This window comes from Rhizobium sp. BK529, from assembly GCF_014194105.1.
Lineage (GTDB): Bacteria > Pseudomonadota > Alphaproteobacteria > Rhizobiales > Rhizobiaceae > Rhizobium.
In genome coordinates this window covers 265,907-291,297 of record NZ_JACIAU010000004.1, presented here as the reverse complement: position 1 = coordinate 291,297, position 25,391 = coordinate 265,907, and the positions used below count along the sequence as shown (strand labels likewise).

Sequence of the window (25,391 nt, the reverse complement as noted above, 5' to 3'; positions counted from 1 at the left end):
TGGTTTATGAAGGCGCGCCGCTGCAGCCTTTATTAGCAAGAGGGTTAATCGCTTCAGAACGCCTTGAAGGTCAAGGTCGTCAGCGAACGGACGATGCCGGGGATATTGGCGATGTTGTCGTTGATGAATTTGCCGATATCCTGGCCTTCCTCGATATAGACCTTGAGCAGCAGATCGTAATTGCCTGACGTCGAGTAGAGCTCCGAGACCAGTTCGGTCTTGTAGATGGCGTCGGCGACTTCATAGGTTTTGCCGGGGGCGCATTGGAGCTGGACGAAGATCGGCTTCATGGGAATTTCCTGCATCGAATTCTGATGGCGCGCATAATGCTCGAAACCGCTGCTGCGATGCAAGCCTTCCTTATGTTTCAGAAGCCGACCCCGCTTCGGAGATGATCCAGTCGCGGAAGGCGGCAAGCGGGGCATAGTCGGCACGTTCCGGCGGAAAGGCGAGATAATAGCGCTCGCGGCTCTCCATCTCGCGATCGACGGCCGCGACAAGATCACCACGCTTCAACTCCTCCTGCATCAGGAAGGTCGGAAGCAGGGCGACGCCGAGGCCTGCGATTGCCGCCTGCGCCGCGGTGGCAAACTGGTCGAACAGCATGCCATGCACGCTTTCGAAGACGACACCGTTATCGGAAAACCAGCGCTCCCACGCGTCTGGGCGGGTTGTCAGATGCAGGAGCGGCACCGTCAGCAGATCTTCCGGCCGGGTGATCTCATTGCGCTTGAAGAAATCCGGACTGCAGGCAGGCAGAGTGCGCTCCGACATCAGGAAGGCGAGTTCGGCGCCCGGCCAGTGCGGATGGCCGAAATGGATGGCGGCATCAATCGAATCGAGGCGGAAATCGAAGGAGGATAGTCGGGTGACGAGATTGATCGTGACACCCGGGTTGTTTGAGAGGAAACGGCCAAGCCGCGGCGCCAGCCAGCGTGTGCCGAAAGTCGGCAGGATCGCGAGGTTCAACGTACCTCCGTGCGGATTGGCACGCAGGTTCAGGGAGGCGCTGGATATGCGCCGCAGCGCCTCGCGGATTTCGCGGGCGTAGGCGTCGCCGGCGAGGGTAAGACGTACAGTCTGGCGTTCGCGACGGAAGAGCTCGACGCCGAGCTGTTCCTCAAGCGCCTTGATCTGGCGGCTCACGGCGCTTTGCGTGAGGTCAAGTTCGCGGGCGGCGGAGGTTACGCTGCCTGTGCGAGCGACTGCCTCGAAGGCGGCCAGGTGAGCAGTCGAGGGCAGAAAGCGCCTTGGTGCAAGCATAATCATTCCATTTCAGAATGAGCTGTTTCCGAAACGTCGATATTCATCGCTTGAAGGCCCTTGTAAAGAAGTTCATCCTGCAAAATCGGAATGAACGCGGAGTTCTTCATGCCCGGCGCTTTCGTCTCCACGGACCGTATCCGTTCGCTTTTCACCGAAGCCATGTCGCAAATGTACCGGACGGAGGTGCCGCAATACGGCACGCTGATCGAGCTTGTGGGTGAGGTCAACGCCGAAGTGCTCGCAAGAGACCAGGAACTCAGCGAGCGGCTTCGGCGTGCAGGCGAACTTGAACGCATTGATGTCGAGCGCCACGGTGCGATCCGTCTCGGAACGACCGAGGAACTCTTCACGATCCGCCGGCTCTTTGCCGTCATGGGCATGCAGCCCGTCGGTTACTATGATCTCTCCGTCGCCGGCGTTCCCGTGCACTCCACCTGCTTTCGGCCGGTGGATGAAGCGGCGTTGAACGTCAATCCGTTCCGCGTCTTCACCTCGCTCCTGCGGCTCGAATTGATCGAGGACGAGGGGTTGCGCGCCGAAGCCGCTGATATCCTTGCCAAGCGGCAGATCTACTCGCCGCACGCCATCGAACTTATCGAGCAGCATGAGAAGGCGGGTGGACTGACGGAAGCGGAAGCGGCGGAATTCGTCGCCGAGGCGTTGGAAACCTTCCGCTGGCATGGCGAGGCGACCGTCAGTGCCGAGACCTACAAGCGCCTGCATGATGCCCATCGGCTCATTGCCGATGTCGTCAGTTTCAAGGGGCCGCATATCAACCATCTGACGCCGCGCACGCTTGATATCGATGAAGTGCAGCGCCGCATGCCGGAACGCGGCATCACGCCCAAGGCCGTCATCGAAGGCCCGCCACGGCGCAATTGCGATATCCTGCTGAGACAGACGAGTTTCAAGGCCCTTGAAGAACCCATTGCCTTTGCTGATGTTGCCGGGATCACGTCAGGCACACATACAGCCCGATTCGGCGAGATCGAGCAGCGTGGTGTCGCGCTGACGGCAAAGGGCCGGGCGCTCTATGATCAGCTGCTTGCGTCGGTGCGCGGTGAAGTGCAGGTCGGAGCATCCGGCGCCAAGGCCGGCGATTACGATGCCGAACTCGCCGAGCGCTTCAGGGCGCTTCCGGACAGCTGGGACGAGATGCGGCGCGACGGACTCGCTTTCTTCCACTATTCGGCGACTCCTGCCGGCATCGCAGCAAGAGGGCAGCTTCCTTCCGATCCGGACGCTCTGATCGCCAAGGGCTATCTTCGCTTTGATCCTGTCATCTATGAGGATTTCCTCCCCGTGAGCGCGGCAGGTATCTTCCAGTCGAACCTCGGCACGGACCAGCAGCAGAATTATGCGACGCGCTCGAACCGAGCGGCATTCGAGAAAGCGCTCGGCGCTGATGTGCAGGACGAACTCGTGCTTTATGCCGATCGGCAGGCTGCCTCACTCGACATGGCTATGGAAGAACTCGGCCTCTCCGGCCTCAAGTTGAAGACGGTCGCCTGATATTTGACCGCTTCCGCGAGCGCGGAGGCGGCGCTAGAGTACCGATTTCGATCCTGACTGGACTATCCGATGCTCGATGATCCTCGCTCCCACGGCTTATGGGAAAAGACTGCTCCTCAGCCGCCCGTCACGTCTGCGCTGGCCGGCGCTATAGAGGCCGATGTGGTCATCGTTGGCGGTGGCTATACAGGCCTTTCCTCCAGCCTTCATCTGGCAGAGGCGGGATCGCGCGTTGTGCTGCTGGAAGCGAAGGAGATCGGCTTTGGTGGGGCGGGCCGCAATGTCGGGCTGATCAATGCCGGCATGTGGGTCATGCCCGATGACCTGCCTGGCGTGCTCGGCCCTGTCTACGGCGAGCGGCTGCTCGATCTGCTGGGCAATGCGCCGCGACTGGTGATGGAGCTGATCGAGAAGCACGGCATCGCCTGCGAACTCGAAAAGCAGGGTACGCTGCATTGTGCCGTTGGTGCCGATGGCTTGAAGGAAGTCGAGGATCGCTACAAGCAATGGTCGGCGCGCGGGGCGCCCGTCATGCTGCTTGACGCAGACGAGACCGCGAAACGCATCGGAACGAATGCCTATGCCGGATCACTGCTCGATATGCGCGCCGGCACACTGCAGCCGCTTGCCTATGCGCGTGGGCTTGCTCACGCCGCGCAGAAGGCGGGCGTCGAGCTCTACACGGCGAGCCCGGTTATCGCGACGGAACGGCAGGGTAGCCGCTGGGTGGTGAAAACCGCGCGCGGGCAGGTGACCGCGAGCTGGATCATTGTCGCAACTGACGCCTACAGTATCGGCCCCTGGGAACAGGTGCGCAACGAGCAGGTTTTTCTGCCCTATTTCAATTTTGCCACCGTGCCGCTCGGCCATAATCTCCGCCAATCGATCCTGCCCAATCGCGAGGGTGTCTGGGATACGAAGGAAATCCTTTCGTCCTTCCGGATGGATCAGGCCGGTCGCCTCGTTTTCGGCAGCGTCGGGGCACTGCGCAATACCGGCCTCTCCGTCCACAAGGCGTGGGCCAAACGGTCGCTGAAACGGCTTTTCCCTGAGATCGGTGACGTCGAATTCGAATGCGAGTGGTATGGCCAGATCGGCATGACCGATAATGCGCTGCCGCGCTTCCACAAATTCGCTCCCAATGTCATCGGCTTTTCCGGCTATAATGGCCGCGGAATTGCGCCCGGTACAGTGTTTGGCCGCACATTGGCGGAGCACATCCTCGGCCGCATGACTGAGGCAGAACTGCCTCTGCCGCTGACCGATCCTCGCGAGCCGAGCTTCCGCGCGCTCAAGGAACTATGGTACGAAGCCGGCGCTCAGGTGGCCCATTTTGCCGATGCCCGTTTCTGAGAACAACAAGACTGGAACCACGACAATGACCATCGCCGTCCTCGATCTCGCTACCGAAACCGCCAAACTGCTCGCCGATCTCGGCGTAGATGCCAAAAGCTATACCGGCGGTACGCTTTCCGTCACCTCGCCGATCACAGGCAAAGAAATCGGCAAGCTGAAAGAGCATTCCGTTGGGGATGCCAAGGCCGCGATCGACGCGGCCCATAAAGCTTTCCTCGAATGGCGGGCCGTTCCGGCGCCGAAGCGCGGCGAATTGATCCGCCTGCTCGGCGAAGAGCTTCGCGCCTCCAAGGCGGCGCTTGGCCGGCTTGTCTCGATCGAAGTCGGCAAGATCACCTCCGAAGGCCTCGGTGAAGTGCAGGAGATGATCGATATCTGCGATTTCGCCGTCGGTCTCTCCCGTCAGCTCTACGGCCTGACGATCGCGACCGAACGTGCCGAACATCGCATGATGGAAAGCTGGCATCCGCTCGGCGCTGTCGGCATCATCTCGGCCTTCAACTTCCCTGTTGCCGTCTGGTCCTGGAATGCGGCTCTTGCCATCGTCTGCGGCAATTCCACAGTCTGGAAGCCCTCGGAAAAGACACCGCTGACGGCGCTCGCCGTGCAGGCGCTGTTCGAAAAAGCGCTGAAGCGGTTCGTGGCCGAAGGCGGCCAGGCACCGGCAAATCTCTCGACGCTTTTGATCGGCGGCCGCGAGATCGGCGAAGTGCTGGTCGATCATCCGAAGATCCCGCTCGTTTCGGCAACCGGCTCCACGGCCATGGGCCGTGCCGTCGGTCCGCGCCTATCGCAGCGTTTTGCCCGTGCGATCCTAGAACTCGGCGGCAACAATGCTGCGATCGTTTGCCCAACGGCCGATCTCGACCTGACACTTCGCGGGGTTGCTTTCGCGGCCATGGGTACGGCCGGCCAGCGCTGCACGACACTGCGCCGTCTCTTCGTGCATGAGAGCGTCTATGACCAACTCGTGCCGCGGCTGAAGAAAGCCTATGGCTCGGTGACGATCGGCAACCCGCTGGAGATCGGCACGCTGGTCGGTCCGCTAATCGATGGCCAAGCCTTTGACAAGATGCAGTCGGCGCTCGGGCAGGCAAAGGCTGCCGGCGGCGCTGTCGTCGGCGGTGAGCGCGTCGACAGCGGTTCGGCGGAAGCCTTCTACGTGCGCCCGGCACTCGTCGAAATGCCTGAGCAGACCGGTCCGGTCGAGCATGAAACCTTCGCGCCGATCCTCTATGTCATCAAGTATAGCGATTTCGACGCCGTTCTGGAGCTGCATAATGCCGTGCCGCAGGGTCTGTCGTCCTCGATCTTCACCAACAATATGCGCGAAGCCGAAACCTTCTTGTCCTCGCGCGGTTCCGATTGCGGCATCGCCAACGTCAATATCGGCCCGTCCGGTGCTGAAATCGGCGGTGCCTTCGGCGGCGAGAAGGAAACGGGCGGCGGTCGTGAATCGGGTTCGGACGCCTGGAAGGCTTACATGCGGCGCTCTACCAATACTGTCAATTATGGAAAGACCCTGCCGTTGGCGCAGGGCGTCAAGTTCGACGTCGAATAGGCTAACGCATTGGAATCTAATAGGCGACGCCTTACCAGCGTCGCTTTTTTTATGAGATTTGAATTTATTCCTCCGAAGATGAAAGATTGAGTCAAGATATTGTGAACTTATTTTTGATCGCGAAACTTGAAATATTCAGTCAACAAAAATATACGCCTGCCATCGCCCTTGGGGCTTGGGTGACATCATCATGGAGGCCATCTTGAAAATTGCTCTTAACCGTCTTTCCGGCGCGCTCGCGGTTGCCGCCTCGTTTCTCGCCGCCACCGCGCTGGCAAGCAGCGCCAATGCGCAGGCGTCCGAAGGTATCGTCGTCTACAATGCCCAGCACGAAAGCCTCGGCCGCGAATGGATCGACGCCTTTACCAAGGAGACCGGCATCAAGGTCACCATGCGTCAGGGCAGCGACATGCAGTTCGCCAATCAGATCATCCAGGAAGGTGATGCTTCGCCTGCCGACGTCTTCCTCACCGAAAATTCGCCGGCTATGACGCTGGTCGACGGTGCCGGCCTGTTCGCGCCGATCGAGAAGGATACGCTGGACCAAGTTCCGGAACAGTATCGCCCCGCCGACGGTATGTGGACCGGCATCGCCGCCCGGACGACAGTTTTTGCCTATGACAAGACGAAGCTGACGGAAGACAAGCTGCCGAAGTCGATGCTCGACCTTGCAGATCCGGCCTGGAAGGGCCGCTGGGGTGCGGCTCCTGCCGGCGCCGACTTCCAGGCCATCGTTGCCGCCCTCCTGCAATTGAAAGGCGAAGAGGCCACCAAGGCCTGGCTGAAGGGCCTTAAGAACAATGCCACCCCCTACAAGGGCAATAGCGTCGCCATGAAGGCCGTCAATGCCGGCGAAGTCGAAGGCGCGATCATCTATCACTATTACTGGTTCGGCGATCAGGCGAAGACCGGCGAGAACAGCAAGAATGTCGGCCTGCATTATTTCAAGAACCAGGATCCGGGCGCTTTCGTTTCTGTTTCGGGCGGCGGTATTCTGAAATCCACGCAGCACATGAAGGAAGCCCAGGCTTTCCTGAAGTACATCACCAGCAAGACCGGCCAGGCCGTTCTCAAGAACGGCGATTCCTATGAATATGCCATCGGCAAGGACGCTGCCTCCAACGACAAGCTCACTCCGCTGGCCGATCTCAATGCGCCGAAGGTTGAAGCTTCGACCCTCGACAGCAAGAAGGTTGTGGAACTGATGACGGCAGCCGGCCTCATCTAAGCCTGTCGCGCAAAACTGTGTCGCGGTTTGCGATAACGGCGAGCGTAAAACAAAGACTTAAAGCCTGGCAAGCGATCTGAAAGATCGCGGTGCGCTTTAAGTCTTTCTGCCGCAGTCTTCTTCGGTCTAAAACTATTGCTTTTGGCTCAAGAAAACCTTAGGGCATGACAAAATCCGGCAACCGCTCGTCAAAGGCGGTTGCCTTCCTTTTTCAGCGTGTGAAGGCATCGGCCTTGCTGCAGAACAATAGATTGCTCGTATCCGGCAATGACACGCCGGTGGCGCCAGGGGCCGCACGAATGGTTTTGCCGCGCGGGCGTATGCCGCACGCTTCCGTCGTTCTTCTCGCATCTGTTGTGGCGATCTTCAGCCTCGTTCCGCTCGGTTTCATCGCCTGGGTGACCTATGATGTCGGCTGGGAGACGGTAAAGACGCTTGTCTTCCGCCCACGCGTCGGCGAGCTTCTCGTCAATACTGTTCTCCTGGAATCAATTACCATTCCGCTGTCGATCGTGCTGGCTGTGACGCTCGCCTGGCTGACGGAGCGGACGGATATCCCGCTTGCGCGGCTCTGGGCGTGGCTTGCCATTGCGCCGCTGGCGGTGCCGGCCTTCGTGCATTCCTATGCCTGGGTGAGCCTGCTTCCGGGCATGTACGGGCTCCAGAGCGGCGTTTTTATTTCGGTTCTTGCCTATTATCCGTTCCTGTATCTGCCGGTCGCGGCGGCGTTGCGCCGGCTCGATCCGGCGATCGAGGATGCCGCTGCCTCGCTCGGTCTCGATCCGTGGCGCGTTTTCTTCCGCACGATCCTGCCGCAGCTTCGCCTGGCTATCTGCGGTGGTTCATTGTTGGTCGCGCTGCACCTGCTATCGGAATACGGGTTGTTCGTAATGATCCGCTTCGACACGTTCGCGACTGCGATCGTCGACCAGTTCCAGTCTTCCTATAATAGCCCGGCTTCCAACATGCTCGGCGGCGTGCTCGTCGCCTGCTGCCTGTTCCTGCTCGGCCTCGAAATCCTGCTGCGCGGCAATGAACGATATGCGCGCGTCGGCTCCGGCTCTGCGCGTCCAGCCGATCGCCGACGGCTCGGCTGGTTTGTGGTCCCGGCCCTCGTGTTGCCGATCATCCTGGCAGTGCTGACGCTTGGCGTGCCGCTGATCACGCTCGGCCGCTGGCTCTATCTCGGCGGGCTCGGCATCTGGCGCATCCAGGTCGTAAGTGCTTTCGTGCAGACGATTGTTCTTGCTATCGCTGGCGGGGTCCTGACGACGATTGCCGCGGCCCCGATGGCGTGGCTTTCGGTCCGCGCGCCGGGTCGGTTCCAGCGCATTCTCGAAGCCTGCCATTATTATGTCGGCTCACTGCCGGGTGTCGTCGTGGCGTTGGCGCTGGTTTCTATCACCGTTCGACTCATCCTGCCGCTCTACCAGACCTTCGCGACGCTGCTTGTCGCTTACGTGCTGCTCTTCCTGCCGCGTGCCATGGTCGGTCTGCGCGCCAGTATCGCGCAAGCGCCTGTCGAGCTCGAGCGGGCGGCAATGGGGCTTGGCCGTACGCCGGGACAGGCCGTGCGGCAGATCACCATGCGGCTTGCAGCACCTGGTGCTGCTGCGAGTGTAGCGCTTGCCGCCCTCGGCATCACCAACGAATTGACGGCGACACTGATGCTTTCGCCGAATGGCGTCGACACGCTGGCGACGAAATTCTGGTCGCTGACCAGCGAGATTGATTATGTTTCGGCAGCACCTTACGCCTTCATGATGGTCGTGCTGTCGTTTCCGCTCACCCTCATGCTCTATACCCAATCGAAACGGACTGCCGGCCAATGACGCTGCTTACGATCGACAATATCAGCAAGCGTTACGGCCCGGTTCAGGCACTGAAGGATATCTCGCTTGAAGTGCAGGCGGGCAGCCGCACGGCTGTCGTTGGTCCCTCCGGCTCCGGCAAGACGACGTTGCTGCGCATCATTGCCGGATTCGAGCAGCCTGATGTCGGAAGGGTGACGCTGGATGGCGAGGTTCTGGCTGACGGCCCGGCAAGCGTCCCCGCTCATAAGCGCGGTATTGGCATCGTCTCGCAGGATGGCGCGCTCTTTCCGCATCTGAGCGTGGCCGAGAATATCGGTTTTGGTTTCGAGCGCGGCGCGCCGGATCGCCAAAAGCGTATCATCGATCTCCTGGAAATGGTGGAGCTCGATCGCGGCATGCTGGAGCGTCGTCCACACCAGCTCTCGGGTGGCCAGCAGCAGCGCGTGGCGCTTGCCCGTGCGCTCGGCCGCCGGCCACGCCTCATGCTGCTCGACGAGCCTTTTTCGGCCCTGGATACCGGCCTCAGGGAAAATATGCGCAAGGCAGTCGCCCGCGTGCTGCACGCAGCGGGCATCACGGCAATCCTCGTAACGCACGATCAAGGCGAGGCCCTGTCATTTGCCGACCAGGTTGCGGTATTGCGGGAGGGCAAGCTCGTGCAGGCCGGCACGCCGCAAACGCTTTATCTCAAGCCGCGTGACCGCGAGACGGCGCTTTTCCTTGGGGATGCAGTCATGCTGCCCGCGATCATCAAGAACGGTTTTGCCGATTGCGCGCTCGGCAGCGTGCCCGTCGACGGAGCCCATCAGGGCAAGGCGGAAATCATGCTGAGGCCAGAGCAGATCCGCGTCGTTGTTGATGAGGCGAACGCGAAATATGGCGGGCGTGTCGTGGATGTGGAATTTGGCGGAGCAACCTGCACGGTAGCGGTGTCGCTCGCGGCTGTCGCCCTTCCGCCGATCCTGATCAAGACGTCAAGTGTGGCGCTGCCGACGCGAGGCGATCTTGTTCGCCTCGATATCGCGGGCAAAGCGCACGTTTTCGTCCGATGAATCCAGAGCATTGCCGTCTTCTCGAACACGGTAACGCTCTATCTCCTTTTTATGCAATTCCGGACGCAAAACCCTTACGCACTTTTGCTGAAATTGCTTAACCTGCCTTCAGAACCAGCTCTTCCGGTTCCTCTTCCGCCAGCCAGCCGCCGGTGAAACCGGCGCGCTCGAGGCCAAGGCGGATCACCGGGTTCTTGCGCATCAGCCTCCAGATAAAATCCGAGCGGGCATTCTCGACCGTCATGACGATGAGGCCCTGATCGATGGCGACAGTACGGTCGTCGACCCAACCCTCCGGCCGCTTGGTCTGGACCGTTGGATTGAAGCCACCGGGAAAGCCGCCTTCCAGGAGCAGGTTCGGATAGGTGGTCAGCAACGCCTTGGTGCCGTCTAGGGCTGCCTGCCGGTCGTAGGGCAGGCAGCCAAGTGCGGCCCAGGGCGCGATCGTGCCGTCATCAGGACCGAGCGGAGCGCCGCGGGCTGCATAACCCAACACCTTCGGGCTGCGGCCACCGCGCATGCGCCGCGTCGGCGGCGGACCATCGCAAGCGGTAAAGCCCCAGATATCCTTGCTGTAGCCGACGAACTGGCCGGGATTGCGTTCCGCGTAATCACGCTGCACGTTGATGACAACCTGCGTATTGCGAAAATAATCCCAGTTCCGCTCAAGCATCGGCTTGTCCTGGATGCCGCGGAAATCGATCCACGCATGGGAGAAGAGATGGATGAAGAGCGGTCCAGCGTAGAGATAGGGTTGCTCATTGAAGAGCATCCAGGAATAGCTTGCCGTGAAAGCGTCGTAGGACGACTGCGGAATCGGGTAGGTCGGGGATGCCAGCGCCAGCGTGTAGAGGATGATCGCTTCGTCAAAGCCATGATAGCGCCAGCGTAGGAAACCGGAAGAAGGCTTCCAGCCCATCGAGATGCAATCGCCCTTGTTCAGGGCCCAGCGCCAGTCGACGCGCTCGTAGATGAATTTTGCGAGCGCGCGGATCTCGGTTTCGGTTTCATCCTCGCCGTCGAAATATTGCGCAGCGGTCAGAATGCCCGCGACGAGCAGAGCGGTATCGATGGTCGAAAGCTCGCTGTTCCAGGCCCGATTGCCGGTATCCACATGCAGGAAGTGGTAGAAGAAGCCGCGATGCCCGGTCGCGTGACGTTCCGTGCCCTGCTTGGCGTTGGCGAAGAAGTGCAGTGTGTTGAACACACGCTCGGCGGCTTCTCCGCGGCTGATCCAGCCGCGCTCGACGCCAACCGGGTAGGAGGAAAGCCCGAAGCCGACCGCAGCGATGCTCGCCGGTACGCCAGGAATCGACGTATCCGGCACAAGGCCGTTTTCCGGATTGGAATATTTCAGGAAATACTTGAACGCTGAATGCTGCAGCCTGTCGATTAGCGCGGCATCAATGTCTTCAATCCGTTGCAGCATGTGCTCCTGCCCAACTGTTGTATCGTCCATGCTTCAACATGGTGGCTGCCCTCAGGCAAATCAAACCTTTTTGATTCGCAGGGATAAGAGAGCACAAACGACGACGGTTGGCGTTAATAATTCTCAGTGAAATAATATCTGGAATAAATAATATAAGCGATGCAGCAAAATGGATTAAACCGCATCCCTGGGGTGCAGCCCATTTCCTGCATTATTGTCTTTCGCGTTCTGTCGCCTAAGCCTCCCGGACTAAGTCAGGCGGCTTCCTCCATCCGTACCAAATGACCCGCTACGACCTCGCGGTACTGACGTTTGGGCGCGACGTAACCCAAGGGGCGGACAGGGCTTTTCAGTTCGTCGGTGCCAAGGTTGCGGCGAATGCCACGGCGGGCGGGATCTGGTACGGGAACCGCCGCCATGAGCTTCTTGGTGTAGGGGTGCTGCGGGTTGCGGAATAGCTCTTCGCGCGGTCCGATTTCGACAATCTCGCCGAGATACATGACCGCAACGCGGTGGCTGACGCGTTCGACCACGGCCATATCGTGAGAGATGAAGAGGAAGGCAAGGTTGAGGCTCTGCTGCAGGTCCATCAAGAGATTGCAGACTTGGGCTTTGATCGAGACGTCAAGGGCCGAGACGCTTTCATCCGCAACGATGACCTTCGGGTCGAGGGCAAGGGCACGCGCAATGCAAATGCGCTGGCGCTGGCCGCCTGAGAATTCATGCGGATAGCGCTTCATCATGTCCGCCTTCAGGCCGACACGCTCGAGCAGATCCGCGGCCCTCTCTCGGGCTTGGGCGCGAGTGCCGAGACCATGTTCGATAAAGGGTTCGGCGACGGCTGCTCCCACCGTCATGCGTGGATTCAGACTGGCGAAGGGGTCCTGAAAGATCATCTGAATGCTGCGGCGCATGTTGCGCAGTCTGCTTGCATCGAGGTTCAGCACATCATAACCATCGAGGCTGACGGAACCGGCATTGGGCTGCACTAGCCGGGTAATCGAGCGACCGGTCGTGGACTTGCCGCAACCCGATTCGCCGACAAGCGCCAGGGTTTCGCCCTGGAAGAGGTTGAAGGAGACATCTTCGACGGCGTGAATGGCGCCGGTCCTACGGCCGAAGAGACCGCCGCGAATATCGAAGCGCGTAACGAGGTTCTTCACTTCTAGGATCGGCGTCTTGTGGCAGTCTACGGTTTCGGCGACTTCGACTGGCTCGCTGCGCTCGCCAGTTGCCGTATCCACCACAGGGAAGCGCAACGGCCATTTGCGGCCATCCATGGAACCCAAACGCGGCACGGCGGAAAGCAGGGCGCGCGTATAGGGATGCTTTCCTCGGTTGAAAATGTCATCGGTCATGCCGGTTTCGACGGCCTCGCCGCGATACATGACGATCGTGCGGTCGGCGATTTCGGCGACCACGCCCATGTCATGAGTGATGAAGAGAACGGACATACCCTCCTCTTCCTGCAGGACCTTGATGAGATCGAGGATCTGGCCCTGAATCGTTACGTCGAGCGCTGTGGTCGGCTCGTCGGCGATCAGCAGTTTCGGCCGGGCGGCGAGCGCCATGGCGATCATGACGCGTTGGCGCATGCCGCCGGAAAACTGGTGCGGGTACTCGTCGAAGCGGGATGCGGCATTGGGAATGCGCACCTTCTCCAAAAGACGGATCGTTTCGGCTCGTGCATCGGCCTTGCTGATATCGCCGTGGCAGGTGAGCGCTTCGGAAATCTGCCTGCCTATAGTGAAGATCGGGTTCAGGCTAGTCATCGGCTCCTGGAAGATCATGGCGGCATCCTTGCCGCGCACGGCACGCATTTCCTTGTCGGAGAGCGAAAGGATATCGCGGCCGTTGAGGGCGATGCTGCCTTCGACGCGGCTTGAGCCCTTGGCGAGCAGGCGCATGATGGAAAGCGAGGTGACGCTCTTGCCGGAACCGCTCTCGCCGACGATGGCGACCGTTTCCGCCGGCATAACATCGAAGGAGACGTTGCGGACGACGGATTTCCATTCACCATCGGCAAGGAAAGACGTCGTCAGATTCCGGACGGAAAGAACCGGAGAGACGGATGCTGCTGGCTGATCACTCATATCGTTCCCTTATTCTTTTTGCGCCGGAGAGGCAGGCTTTCAGGTCTTCAAAGGCGTGGCGAAAGAGGCGGACGGCCGCCCTTCTGCAATACGCGCAGTTTCCAGCGCTGCGATCTTTTTATCGATCTCACGCCTGTCAATCATTCCATTTGGATCGGCCTTTGTCGCCATCGTCTCAGCGACATGCATGTAGGGTTCCTGGGCCACCGCATAGAGACGGCGCAGCTCCGCGAGCGGATCGGGATGATCGTCCGCGCGGACGCTCAGCCAAGGGTAATCCTGATCTCGATGGACAAGGAGGGCGGCGGACTGTTTGCCGCGCTTATCGCCGCCAGCATCCTCACCCGACTGCATGGCTTCGAGCAGGCGCTCGATGAAGGGCTTGTCCATTGCCCTCTTGTAGGTGGCGAGCGTCTCGGCAACGACTTCTGGGCCGGCCAGCATATTGCCGGCAACGGAGACATTGTCGTCGATCAGATGACCGGCCCAATCGATGCATTTGGCACCGGTGAAGGCGGCGTTGTGACCCCTGGCATCGATCAGATGAAGCTGGCGCTGGTCGCGGCCAGCATCGCGATCGGTCAGTTCCGCGATGATCTCGTCCGGCGTCCTGCCCTCGGCAAGCAGTGCAAGGCCGTCCGTGCCGTAAAGCGGACTGATGAAGGCCTGGGTGGCGACCGCGCCGATGCCGCCGCGGATATGCGGCACCAGCCCGCCAACCGCAAAGAAACGGGTGGCAACGGCGATGCCGAGATAGCCTGTGTCGGGATCGCGGGCGACGATGGACCAGGTCATCTCTTATCTCCCGATTGCATAGGCCTGCATGAGGCGCGGTGTGGCAGCGGCGCGCAGCAACCCATCGGCATCGCGGCGAGCGGCTGTCAGGCGGCCAATGGTCCAAGGCTCGGATACGGTGAGATTGTGGCCACGAGCGCGAAGATCGTTGAGCACATTGGTGCTGAAATTGCCTTCCACCATCAAGCCACCCGGCTCACGCGTGCGTGGATAGAAGGAGCCGGGGAAATGTGCGGTGTGGAAGAGCGGCTGATCGATCGCCGCCTGCAGGTTCATCTTATGATGCACATAACGCAGGAAGAAGGAGAGTTGCCACTGTTCCTGCTGGTCGCCGCCGGGGGTGCCGAAGGCGAGTGTGGGTCGGCCTTCGTAAAGGGCGAGAGAAGGCGTCAGCGTCGTGCGCGGGCGCTTGCCGGGAGCGAGTGACGTCGGCAAGCCGGGCTTCAGCCAGAACATCTGAGCGCGCGAATTCAGGCAGAAGCCGAGACCCGGAATGATCGGCGAGGACTGCAGCCAACCGCCCGAAGGCGTGACGGAGACCATGTTACCCTCCCGGTCGATGACATCGATATGGACGGTGTCACCGCGCTTCTCCGTCAGATGCGCCATCGTCGGTTCGTAGACGGCGCCGGTCTTGGAATCAGCGCCGAGCATTTGCATCGTCACGTCATATTGCTCTTCGAAGCCGGACAGCCTTCCAGGGCGCAGGTCGAAAGACGCTTCGCCCGTTATCAGCTTGCGGCGGGTGGCGGCGTAGGTGTCCGACAGAAGCTGACCGACGGGCACATCGGCGAATTTGGGATCGCCATAGTAGACCTCGCGGTCTGCGAAGGCGAGCTTCATGGCCTCAGTCACGGTATGGACGAAGTCGGCTCCGTCAGGCGCCATCGAAGCGATATCCATGCCCTTGAGGATGGAGAGCGTCTGCAGGAAGACCGGACCCTGGCCCCAAGGGCCGATCTTGGCGACGGTCCAGCCATGATAGTCATAGGTCTGCGGCTCCTCGATCGTTGCCGACCAGTTCGCCATGTCATCTGCGGTCAGGACCGCCTTGTGGCGGTTGCCGCTCGCATCCATCACTTCCGCGGTTTTTAGATAGTCTGCGATCTTCTCGGCAACGAAGCCGCGGTAGAAGGCGTCACGGGCAGCTTCGATCTGCGCCTCGCGGCCCTGCTTTACCTCGGACTCGGAAATGATGCGCTTCCAGGTTTCGGCCAGAACCGGGTTCTTGAAATTAGAATGCGGCTCCGGCACCGAGCCGCCCGGCACCCAAGTTTCGTAAGAGGTCGGCCATTCTTTCTCGAAGAATTCGGCAAGGCCCTTGATGGTGGCCGAGACACGAGGCAGCAGCGGATGGCCGTTCTGGGCATAATAGATTGCCGGCTCCAGCACGTCGCGCACGCTCATCCTGCCATAATCGCGTAACATCAGCATCCAGCCGTCGAACGAGCCGGGAATAACGGTCGCGAGCAGGCCATCGCCGGGGATCAGCTTCATGCCTTCGGACGTGTAGTGCTCGATGGTGGCGCCTGCCGGGACGGGCCCTTGGGCACAGATGACTTCGACCGTGTCTTTTTTCTTGGAATAGATGATGGCCGGCATGTCGCCGCCGGGTCCGACGAGATGCGGCTCAAGGATTTGCAAGGTGAAGCCGGTGGCGACTGCGGCATCGAAGGCGTTACCGCCCTTTTCCAGGATGCTCATGCCGACGGCAGATGCGATCCAGTGCGTCGAGGTGACGACGCCGAACGTACCCAGAATTTCGGGGCGGGTCGTGAATACGGTCATTTCATATGTCCTTTCGAGGGGTCACGCTTCGCGCGGGTCGAGTGCGTCGCGCAGGCCGTCGCCCAAGAGATTGAAACCAATAACGACGAGAAAAATGGCAATGCCGGGCCAGAGCGCCATCCAGGGCGCCTGGCTCAGGAAGTTCTTGGCGACATTCAGCATCGAGCCCCAGCTTGGCGCCGGCGGCTGCTGGCCGAGGCCGAGGAAGGAAAGGCTGGCTTCGGCGATGATGGCGGTCGCAATCGTCAGCGTTGCCTGCACGAGGATCGGCGCCAGGACATTCGGCAGGATATAGCGGGTGATGATGCTGAAGTGGCGCAACCCGATGGAGCGAGCACCTTCGATATATTCTTCGGTCTTGACCGCGAGAACCTGACCGCGCGTCAACCGCACGAAGATCGGCATGGCCGAAAGGCCGATCGCGATCATCGCGTTGGTAAGGCTCGGGCCAAGGAAGGCAGCGAGTGCAATTGCGGTAATGAGGAACGGCATCGCCAGGAAGGCTTCGGTGATGCGCGAGATCACCATATCGATCCAGCCGCCGAAATAGCCGGACACCAGACCGAAGGGCACGCCGACGAGGACCGCGATCGCCACCGAAAAGACGCCCGCCATCAACGAGGCCCGGGCGCCCCAGATCATGCGCGAGAGGATATCTCGGCCGATATCGTCAGTGCCGAGCCAATGGGCTGCGGACGGCGCCTTGCGGATCGCCGACCAGCTGGTTGCGATCGGATCGGGGAGCGGCAGAAGCGGTGCGATGATCGCAAGAAACGTGAAGAAGGCGATGATGGCGAGGCCGACAAGTGCACCCTTGTTGGCTTTCAGCTTGCGCCACGCGCGGTTCGGTGACCGCCGCTCGGCGGACGGAAGATGTGCTGCCGTAACCTGATCAATTGCGGTCATAGCGAGGCCCTCATGCGCGGATTGAGAAGCACGTAGAGCACGTCAGCGACGAGGTTCATGACGATGAACCCGATCGCGGTGCAGATCACGACTCCTTGGACAACCGCATAATCGCGGTTGAAGACGGCGTCGACGATGAGCTTCCCGAAGCCTGGGATGGTGAAGATCTGCTCGGTGAGGACCGCACCTGCCAGCAACTCTCCAAAGAGCAGGGCGCTCAGCGTGACGATGGGCAGGACGGCATTTCGGAAACTATGCTCCAACACCACAGACCTTTCCGAGAGCCCCTTTGCTCGGGCGGTACGAATATAGTCGGCGCTCAGGACGCTCAGCATGGCCGATCGAGTGTGGCGCATCAGCGTGGCGGCCAGCGCATTGCCGAGCACGACGGATGGCATGAGCATGGTTTCCATCGAACGCAGCGGGTTGGAGAAGAAGGGTTCGTAGCCTGAAGCCGGCAGCCAACCGAGATTTACCGAGACCAACAGGATCAGCATGATACCGAGCCAGAAATTCGGGATCGACAAGCCGGATAGCGCTATGATGTTGGCGATATAATCGATGGCGGTGTTCTTCTTGACGGCCGCCAGGATGCCCATCGGCACGCCGATGACGAAGGCGAAGATCATTGACATGATAGCGAGCTGGATGGTGACCGGCAGCTTTTCGGCCACGAGTTCCAGAACCGGCTGGTTGGTGCGCAGCGAAATGCCGAGATCGCCCTGGAGCGCCGAACCCAGCCAATAGAAATACTGGTAAGGGACGGGATCGTTGAAGTGATATTTTTCCCGCAGGAGTTCCAGCACTTGCGGGTCGCGCTCTTCGCCGGCCATGGCCAGAATAGGATCGCCTGGCAGAAGCTTCTGCAGCGAGAAGACGAAGACCGAAATGATCAGCAATGTTGGAATGGCGACCAGCAGCCGCTTGGCGATGTAACTGTACATAAGCGCGCTCCCGATAGCGTTAGGAGGACGCGGTAAGTTCTGCCGCATCCTCAAGATTTGGCGTATCAGCCGTCCTTTTTCACGCCGACTAGGCGGATCATGCCGTCAGGCGAGGGGATGAAGCCGGTGACATTCTTGTGGAATCCCCAGCTCCAAGACTGATGGCCGATAAAGATGATTGGCAGATCCTCGTTGAGGATCGCAGTCGCCGCATCATACTTCTGCTTGCGCACCGAATCATCGGTGGACTGGCGCGCCTCGTTCAAAAGCTTGTCGACGTCAGCATTGCAGTATTTGCTGTCGTTCAGACCGGCATTGCAGGTGACGAACTGCTGAATGTTACCATCAGGATCGACGCGGCCGGACCAGTCCGAGCGGCTGAGCTGATAGTTCCCGGCAGTCTGTTCGTTGAGCAGGGTCGCAAATTCGGTCGCCTTCAGGGTCACATCGAAGCCGGCTTCCGCGACCATCGACTGGATGATCTGCATCATCTGCATCGTGACCGGACCATTCGCGACCATGATCTCGACCGGAACACGGTCGTAACCTGCTGCCTTCACGAGAGACTTGGCCTTCTCGACGTCGCGGGCCGGTACCGGGATATTCTTGTCGAACCAGGGGCTGCTCGGCGGGAACGGCTGATTGCCGGCAACGGCGGTGCCGTCATAGACGATCTGCATAGCGGCCTCGCGATCGATTGCCAGCGAGAAAGCTTGTCTCAGGCGCTTGTCCTTGCCGAGTGGGTTATCGGCGCGGGCGCCATTGCCCACATTGGCGTAGATGCCGAGCCAGCCGGTGTTGACGATATCCTTGTAGACGAGGTTCGCGTCAGCCTTGATAGTCGCGGCGTCGGTTGCCGCAGGGCGCTCGATCATGTCGAGATCACCCGATTGCAGGTTGGCGAGGCGAACGGTCGTGTCTGGGATCGGCAGGTAGGTGACCTTGTCGATAAAGACGTTGTCCTTGTTCCAGTAGTCCTGGAACTTCTCCAGCACGATGCGGTCCTGCTGGACGCGTTCGACGAATTTGAACGGGCCGGCGCAGACCGGATGATCGCCGAACTTGGCGCCAAGCTCCTTGGCTGCTTTCGGCGAGACGATCATGCCTGCGCGGTCGGAAAGCTGGGCAAGGAGGGAGACATCAGGGCTCTTCAGCGTGAACTTGACTTCGTACTCGCCTGTAGCCTCGACCTTGGCGACGGAAGCGAGCTCGCTCTTGCGGCGGGATTCCGGCAGAGTGATGTTTCGCTCGATGGTCGCGACGACCGCCTCGGCATTGAACGGCGTCTCGTCCTGGAACTTCACGCCCTGGCGAAGCTTCATGGTGAGTTCCTTGCCGTCGGCCGACCAGCTCCACTCAGTCGCAAGCTGCGGCACGATCTTCAAATCCGGCGTAACGTCCACCAGCTTGTCGCACATTGCAGTATAGACGATGCGGCCTACGAAGGAGCGCGATTGGGCGGGATCGAGCACGTCGGCGTCATCCTGCAGACCGATCTTCAGCTCGACAGCAAAAGCGGGAAACGCGAAGAGCGCTGCCGCTACGCTGGTCGTTAGCAATCTGGTGAATTTCATTTTATTCTCCTCTGTTGTGTTCTTGTTTCACACTGCGTTTGAAGCCGTCGTTGTGGTTCCGCAGGTCTTCCTTGCCGCTATCTACTCCGCTGCCGTTTCACCATGGTCCAGCGAAGTGATGCGGATGAGACTTTCCTGAAGCGTCAGCAGATGTTGGCGCATGGCTTCGCCTGCTCTGGCCGGATCACGCGCAGCGATCGCGTCGACGATTGCCCGGTGCTGGCCGTACGTAACTTCACGCGTGCGGCTTATGCTGCGGGCGCGCTCGCGGATCGTTTGCCAGGCGGGATCCTGCCGGACGCGGTTGATGACATCGAAAATCGTCAGGAAGAATTGGTTGCCGGCGCATTGGGCGATCTGGCGATGTAGCGCGCCGTCCCATAGTTCGCGACCATCCGCGTCGGTGCTGCCGTAGATCTTCTCCACCAGATCATACATGCATTCGATTTCGGCGGCCTTGGCGCGCATGGCTGCAAGCTGGACGAGCTGCGGCTCGATGCGCAAACGTACCTCCATGATCTCCATGAAATCGGTTTCAGCAATAATGGAATCAACCTGGTTGCTCCATTCGTCCGGCCGCTTGCCGGCGAAGGTGCCGGAGCCCTGCCGGCGCCAGATCCGGCCTTCTGCCTCCAGTACTTCCAGTGCACGACGAATCGAACGGCGGCTGACGCCGAGCATTTCGGAGAGCGTACGTTCGGTGGGCAGTTTGCCGTCTGCGTCAAGACTGTCCGAACGGAGGAGAGCCCTCAGCTTCTCCAGCGCGTAATTTGAATTGCCTTGAGCGTTGTCCATAGTGGGATGAACCAATTTGATATTGGTTCAATGCAAACCAATTCCCTGGACTCGTCAAGCGCTTTTTTGTGCAAATAAATAGATGCCTGTTTTTTCGCCTTACAGCATGATTTCGCGGCGGATGCGAAGGTTGGATGCACTATTCCACGCACATCACTTACTTCGCGAGGCATTCGGTACCAAAGGGCAATTGGTTCAGCGATTTAGCGAACGCGCGGAGAGGAAGGTCTGCGGCTCGAAGTTGAAATCCTTATCGAAAGGATAAGTCGGGTGCTGTTTGCGCAGACGAGGTAGACGCTCGACGAACTGGTCAACCACGCCGGCTGAAAGCGCCATGAGGTTTGGGTTGGCAATCAGTGCCAGTTCCGGCGAGAGATAGCCTGACTTGACGACGATAATCTTGGCCCTGTGCGGATCGAGGCCGAGGCGGGTGAAATCGACAATATTGTGATAGGGGCGGCGCTTGGCGGACAGCACCAGATCGATACCACCGGTGGAGACGACGGCCTGGCGATCGGCTGCGTCGGCGGTCTCGTGCAGGAATTTTACGATGAAACGTGCTGTCACCGGTGTGCTGCCTTTGGTGTCGAGAGAGGCGCCGACGGTCAGTTCCAACATGGCGCCGATGCCAGCGGCATAGCAGGTATCCGTGGCCGCCTTGTCGGCGATGCCGGCGAAGACAACGCCGATGGCGCCCTTTGCGATCAGTTCGGCCAGAACCTCGGCCCGGTCACCCACGCCGCCGCCAGTCGGGTTGTCGCCGGATTCGGCGAGTACGACGGGGCCAGTGGGGCTGGCGATCGCCTTGGCAACGCATTCCTCGATCGAGCCGGTCTCACAGCCGAAGACGAATTTTTCGCGCACATCCCAGTAGGCCTTTGCCATGCGTTTCGCCTCGCGCTCGAGCACCGCGCGATCGGTGCCGGTCATGATGGCCGCAGCGGTGGCGCGAGGCTCGTCGGCCCAGACGTAGCCGACCATCAGCGAGGCATCCCAGACGCCATCGAGTGCATCGATGCCGGGCAGTTCTGCATAGAGGCTCTTTGCCGGTTCATCGACGGTGCTGGTGCGTTCGCCCGGCAGAACGACCGGAACCGGCGCCCAGAGTAGGATAGGCTTCACGCCGGTCTTCAGGCTCTTCACGAGCATCGAAACCGAGCGGCGCATCGTCTCTTCGACATCGATATGCGGCGCGGTGCGATAGGTGGAGTACATGTCAAGCGCATCAAGAATGCACTGGGTGACATTGCCGTGCAGGTCATAGCTTGCCGAGATCGTACATTCGTCGCCGACAAGCTCGCGGGCCGCTGTAATCCAGTCGCCTTCCGCATCTTCCATGCCTTCGACATACATGGCGCCATGCATGGCCAGATAGAGGCCGTCGAGCGGCAGAAGCGGCTTCAGGCGCTCCAGGAACTCGGCCTTGAAAGCTTCGTATGTGTGGCGCGCAACCGGGCCGCCGGCAATGGCGCGGGCATGGATCGTCGGCAGGAATTCGGCGTGATAATCTTTTAAAAACGCGAAATAGGGCGCGGCCAGCAGGCCCTCGCCGCGCACCACCCGAAAGTCCTTCTCGTCATTCAGGACAGGATTGTACGTGCTGCATTCGATGTGAATGCCACCGACGGCGATGCGCATGGGAGACCTCAGCTTATATTGGGACCAATCAGAAAATTATGGGCGGCGATGCTGGCAGCGCCCCGTGCCCAAACGTCGCTATCGACGCGGCGGGTGCGGATCGGTGTCTGGCCGGCATAACGCGGAAGAACATTGGCTTCGATCGCCTGTTGTACGACCGTGCCGAAGAGGCCGTCGAAGGAGCTATCGACATGGGTGATCAGGATCAGGCCGGGATCATTCATCTGGATCAGGTGCGAGATCGCGAGGCCGAGGGCGGCGCCGGCCTTATGGATGATGGCGATCGCCTCGGCGGTGCCTTGCGAGGCTTCCTCTTCCAGTTCCGATAGCGAAGTGCATTTCAGGCCGGCGGCCCGCGCCATCTCTTTGATCGCCTTCATCGAGGCAACGGTGTCGAGGCAGCCGCGCTTGCCGCAGCGGCAGGGCGCGCCGCCGGGCTCGATTGTCGCATGGGCGATTTCGCCCGCACCGCCATGATTGCCGCGATAGAGCTTGCCATCGATGAAATGGGCGCAGCCGATGCCGTCTCCGAGCGAAACGACCGAGAAATTCGGCGTGTCTCGGGCAATGCCGAAGAGCTTTTCGCTGACGGCCACGGCTTTGGCATCATTTTCGATGAAAGTATCGACGCCGCTCGCCTGACGGATCATTTCCGCCAGCGGCACGTCCTGCCAGCCGAGCAAGGTGGATTGCACGCAGGTCGCCTGTTTTTCGTCGACGAAGCCAGATAGCGCCACCCCGATGCCGGCAAGCTTAGAGCTCGCCTGCTGATGCGCCTTCAGGATGTCCGGCAGGCCATGAGCGATCGCATTGGCGATGGTCTTGGGATCGCGGGAATAGGGCAGCTGCTGGCGGGCGATGATATTGCCGTTAAGATCACTGAGGATCATCGGTACCGGATCTTCCAGAAGTGAGATGCCGATGAAGAAGGCGCATTCCGGCTTCAGGTCGAGCAGGACGGAGGGCCGGCCCTGACCATAGACTGTTTCCGTCTCATGCAGCACACCGCGATCGATCAGCTCGCGGGCAATGCCGCTCATCGCCGCTTTGCTGAGCCCGATCGCGGACGCAAGATCGGTCCGGCTGAGGGGGCCGGACTCGCTTATGACCCGCAGAAGCTCACGCTGCGATGAGTTGAACATTAAAACTCCTGACCCCTTGCCTGTGATTTCGCCCTGACAGTAAGTTCGGAAAATGAACCAATCAACCAAAATAAATTGGAAAATTGATCAAAGCCAACCGGATGGCCGGTTCCAAGAATCAAGAACCAATGGAAATCATTCGCAAGGGATTTTATTAGCACTCGCACGGTCGCGCCACGCTCGATGGAATCCGGGGGATCAGACCGCAACGTTTACCGCCGCCGTTTTGGATCCGATGTACGATAGTCTGCTTTCCCGTGCTAAGGATCTGAGCCTTCAGCCGGCGCTTGCTACCGACTGGTCAAGCAACGATGCCGGCATCGTCTGGACGTTCAAGCTGGGCCAGGGTGTCGAGTTCCACGATGGCACGCCCTTCGATGCCGATGCCGTCGTGAAGAATTTTACCCGCCATTCGATACCAAGTGCGGGTTTGCCGCCAGCGGCCGTCTGCGCACCTTCATCGACAGCGTCAGCGCCGTCGATATCTCGGCCTCAACATCTATATGTCGCTCTTTCCCGGCCTCGCGATCATGGTGACCGTACTCGGATTCAACATTCTCGGCGATGGCCTCGCGACCTGTTCGATCCGCGGAAATAGCAAATACATGCAGAGCGACGCGTCCTGCGCGGGATCGATTGTTCAGCAGTCGTGTCCCGTTTGGGAGCCTCTCCTGCTATGTGTCACTACCGCCAAAGAGAAGGCTCGCCCATCCACTCCCGCGCCGCTCTCTGTCGCACGTTTTTCGCGCTATAGTTCGTACCAACACAAGTTTGGGGGCGACAATGGGCCAGCAGCAAATTCCGCTCAAGTTGACGGCAATACGGTTCATCCGCGCGATCAAATTGTTCATGACATCCGATGTTGGCGGACGAGCCGGATTTCTTCTCGCTTCCCTGGTCGCCCTCTTCGGCGGCATCAGCGCTCTGAATGTCGTCAACAGTTTTGTCGGCCGGCACTTCATGACTGCGATCGCTGAAAGGCAGACTGCCGAATTTATTCGCCAGGCGATCCTCTACGCTGGCGCTTTTGCCGCTTCGACCCTCGTATCGGTGATTGCCCGCTTTGCCGAAGAACGACTGGCTTTGCTTTGGCGAGAGCACCTCACCCGTCGTGCAATCGGTGTTTATATGACCGACGGTACTTTCTACCGGCTCGGCATTCGGGGTAAAGTTGCGTATCCTGACCAGCGGATTGCCGAGGATGTCAAAGCATTCACGACGACGACGCTTTCCTTCCTGCTTATGCTGCTCAGCAGCGTGTTGACGATCTTCACCTTTTCGGGCGTGTTGTGGCTGATCAGTCCGCTTCTGTTCTTTACGGCGGTTGTCTATGCCGCCTTCGGATCGTTTATGACGATCGTGTTGGGACGACCTTTGATCGACCTGAACTATAACCAGCTCGACCGCGAAGCGGCCTTTCGGTCCGAACTGATCCGTGTGCGTGAAAACACGGAATCAATCATGATCGAGGGTTCCGAACAACGCCACACAGATCGGCTTCTCAAGCAGTTCGATAGCCTCGCCGCAAACTTCAGGCGGATAATCGCCATCAATCGCAACGTTGGTTTCTTCACCACCGGTTACAATTGGATGATACAGATCATTCCGGTCGTCATCATCGCGCCCGCGTTCATGCGTGGGGACATCGAATTTGGGGTCATCACGCAGTCGGCGGCAGCCTTTGCCATGCTCGTCGGTGCGCTCTCATTCATCGTCGCACAATTCAACTCGATCTCGAACTTCGCGACCGTCGTGGCGCGTCTCAGTTCCCTTTTGGAAGCGATCGAGGAAGCTAGCAGCCCGGCGGATATCGGTATCGAACTCGTCGAGGCTGAGGACAGCCTTGGCTATGAACACCTGACGCTGACGTCGCCGACAGGAGAGGTATTGGTGACGGATTTGTCGGTCCTCATCCCAACCGATACGCGGGTGATCGTTACGGGAGAAAGTGAGGTCGCGGCGTCCGCCTTATTCCGGACTACGGCAGGACTTAATACGTCAGGGACCGGGCGCATCGTCATCCCTCCCCGTCAACATGTGCGGTTTCTCGGTCAGCGGGCCTATTTGGGCCCGGGAACTCTGCGCCAAATCCTGGTATCCCCGGAGCGTTCGATCAAGGAAACGGATGGTCAGATCCTCGCTTTGCTGAGGAATCTCGGGCTCACACGCGATTTGATACCTAATGAGCTGGATAGCGAGCAAGACTGGACCACGTTGCTGTCGCCTCGCGAACAACGGCTCATTGCACTTGCAAGCGCGATCATGGCCACTCCGTCATATATTGTTCTAGAAAAAGCCGATGCCATCTTCGGTCACGAGCTTCTGTCCGCAATTCTCCGGCTTCTGGCGGAAAGAAGGATCGCGTGCGTCAACTTCGCCGAGCCGGATGCCCCGCGCTCATCCTACGATGCCGTTCTGGAATATGGTTCGGACGGCTCCTGGAGGTGGATCGATCAAAAACAGAAAGCCTGAGTGTCACGCAGTCTGGTTCTTTGAAA

The 25,391-nt window shown here is 59.8% G+C and carries 20 protein-coding genes; 8 read left to right on the top strand and 12 right to left on the bottom strand.

Translation table 11 applies throughout. The features are described from left to right. Positions 1 to 53: 53 nt before the first annotated feature. Positions 54 to 290 carry an Lrp/AsnC ligand binding domain-containing protein gene (locus FHX08_RS24220; protein WP_007825394.1) on the bottom strand — a complete coding sequence of 79 codons (237 nt, stop codon included), beginning with the start codon at positions 288 to 290 and terminating at the stop codon, positions 54 to 56. A gap of 70 nt (positions 291 to 360) precedes the next feature. Further along, entirely contained in the window at positions 361 to 1,269 is a 909-nt protein-coding gene (locus FHX08_RS24215) for a LysR substrate-binding domain-containing protein (RefSeq protein ID WP_132655900.1), read from the bottom strand. Positions 1,270 to 1,353: 84 nt separating this feature from the next. Here FHX08_RS24215 and FHX08_RS24210 point away from each other — a divergent pair, with 84 nt between their 5' ends. From FHX08_RS24210 to FHX08_RS24185, 6 genes are all read left to right on the top strand, one after another. Then, positions 1,354 to 2,778 carry a VOC family protein gene (locus FHX08_RS24210; RefSeq protein ID WP_184327710.1) on the top strand — a complete coding sequence of 475 codons (1,425 nt, stop codon included), beginning with the start codon at positions 1,354 to 1,356 and terminating at the stop codon, positions 2,776 to 2,778. Positions 2,779 to 2,847: 69 nt separating this feature from the next. After that, entirely contained in the window at positions 2,848 to 4,131 is a 1,284-nt protein-coding gene (locus FHX08_RS24205) for an NAD(P)/FAD-dependent oxidoreductase (RefSeq protein ID WP_132655896.1), read from the top strand. A 25-nt stretch (positions 4,132 to 4,156) separates the two neighbouring features. Continuing rightward, positions 4,157 to 5,695, top strand: coding sequence for an aldehyde dehydrogenase family protein (locus FHX08_RS24200; protein ID WP_132655894.1), 1,539 nt, complete (start codon positions 4,157 to 4,159; stop codon positions 5,693 to 5,695). Between the two features lie 202 nt (positions 5,696 to 5,897). Further along, positions 5,898 to 6,923, top strand: a complete 1,026-nt coding sequence (locus FHX08_RS24195) for an iron ABC transporter substrate-binding protein (RefSeq protein ID WP_132655892.1) — start codon at positions 5,898 to 5,900, stop codon at positions 6,921 to 6,923. 164 nt (positions 6,924 to 7,087) lie between these two features. Beyond that, the gene (locus FHX08_RS24190) at positions 7,088 to 8,755 is read left to right on the top strand and encodes an ABC transporter permease (RefSeq protein ID WP_132655890.1); all 1,668 of its coding nucleotides are present in this window, start codon (positions 7,088 to 7,090) and stop codon (positions 8,753 to 8,755) included. Beyond that, a complete protein-coding gene (locus FHX08_RS24185; protein ID WP_132655888.1) occupies positions 8,752 to 9,789 on the top strand; it encodes an ABC transporter ATP-binding protein in 1,038 nt (345 codons plus the stop codon). Before FHX08_RS24190 ends, FHX08_RS24185 begins: the two co-directional genes overlap by 4 nt. Positions 9,790 to 9,886: 97 nt before the next feature. Here FHX08_RS24185 and FHX08_RS24180 read toward each other — a convergent pair whose 3' ends face one another. From FHX08_RS24180 to FHX08_RS24135, 10 genes are all read right to left on the bottom strand, one after another. Further along, entirely contained in the window at positions 9,887 to 11,218 is a 1,332-nt protein-coding gene (locus tag FHX08_RS24180) for a glucoamylase family protein (RefSeq protein WP_184327709.1), read from the bottom strand. 254 nt (positions 11,219 to 11,472) lie between these two features. Beyond that, positions 11,473 to 13,311 (bottom strand): ABC transporter ATP-binding protein, encoded by a 1,839-nt coding sequence (locus tag FHX08_RS24175; RefSeq protein WP_132655884.1) that lies wholly within the window; start codon positions 13,309 to 13,311, stop codon positions 11,473 to 11,475. A 39-nt stretch (positions 13,312 to 13,350) separates the two neighbouring features. Beyond that, positions 13,351 to 14,106, bottom strand: coding sequence for a DUF1028 domain-containing protein (locus FHX08_RS24170; protein ID WP_132655882.1), 756 nt, complete (start codon positions 14,104 to 14,106; stop codon positions 13,351 to 13,353). Positions 14,107 to 14,109: 3 nt separating this feature from the next. Then, positions 14,110 to 15,894: a gamma-glutamyltransferase family protein gene (locus FHX08_RS24165; protein ID WP_132655880.1), complete on the bottom strand. Its 1,785-nt coding sequence runs from the start codon at positions 15,892 to 15,894 to the stop codon at positions 14,110 to 14,112. 21 nt (positions 15,895 to 15,915) lie between these two features. Beyond that, entirely contained in the window at positions 15,916 to 16,800 is an 885-nt protein-coding gene (locus FHX08_RS24160; protein ID WP_132655878.1) for an ABC transporter permease, read from the bottom strand. Further along, positions 16,797 to 17,744, bottom strand: a complete 948-nt coding sequence (locus tag FHX08_RS24155) for an ABC transporter permease (RefSeq protein WP_132655876.1) — start codon at positions 17,742 to 17,744, stop codon at positions 16,797 to 16,799. Before FHX08_RS24155 ends, FHX08_RS24160 begins: the two co-directional genes overlap by 4 nt. Positions 17,745 to 17,809: 65 nt before the next feature. Then, positions 17,810 to 19,318, bottom strand: coding sequence for an ABC transporter substrate-binding protein (locus FHX08_RS24150; protein WP_132655874.1), 1,509 nt, complete (start codon positions 19,316 to 19,318; stop codon positions 17,810 to 17,812). Between the two features lie 81 nt (positions 19,319 to 19,399). Then, the gene (locus tag FHX08_RS24145) at positions 19,400 to 20,113 is read right to left on the bottom strand and encodes a FadR/GntR family transcriptional regulator (protein WP_132655872.1); all 714 of its coding nucleotides are present in this window, start codon (positions 20,111 to 20,113) and stop codon (positions 19,400 to 19,402) included. A 195-nt stretch (positions 20,114 to 20,308) separates the two neighbouring features. Next, a complete protein-coding gene (locus FHX08_RS24140) occupies positions 20,309 to 21,751 on the bottom strand; it encodes a M81 family metallopeptidase (RefSeq protein ID WP_132655870.1) in 1,443 nt (480 codons plus the stop codon). 8 nt (positions 21,752 to 21,759) lie between these two features. Continuing rightward, entirely contained in the window at positions 21,760 to 22,893 is a 1,134-nt protein-coding gene (locus FHX08_RS24135) for an ROK family transcriptional regulator (protein WP_132655868.1), read from the bottom strand. A gap of 52 nt (positions 22,894 to 22,945) precedes the next feature. Here FHX08_RS24135 and FHX08_RS24130 point away from each other — a divergent pair, with 52 nt between their 5' ends. Both FHX08_RS24130 and FHX08_RS24125 read left to right on the top strand, forming a co-directional pair. After that, positions 22,946 to 23,491, top strand: a complete 546-nt coding sequence (locus FHX08_RS24130; RefSeq protein WP_312862182.1) for an ABC transporter substrate-binding protein — start codon at positions 22,946 to 22,948, stop codon at positions 23,489 to 23,491. Positions 23,492 to 23,676: 185 nt separating this feature from the next. Next, positions 23,677 to 25,365, top strand: coding sequence for an ABC transporter ATP-binding protein/permease (locus FHX08_RS24125; RefSeq protein ID WP_132655866.1), 1,689 nt, complete (start codon positions 23,677 to 23,679; stop codon positions 25,363 to 25,365). The last annotated feature ends 26 nt before the right edge of the window (positions 25,366 to 25,391 follow it).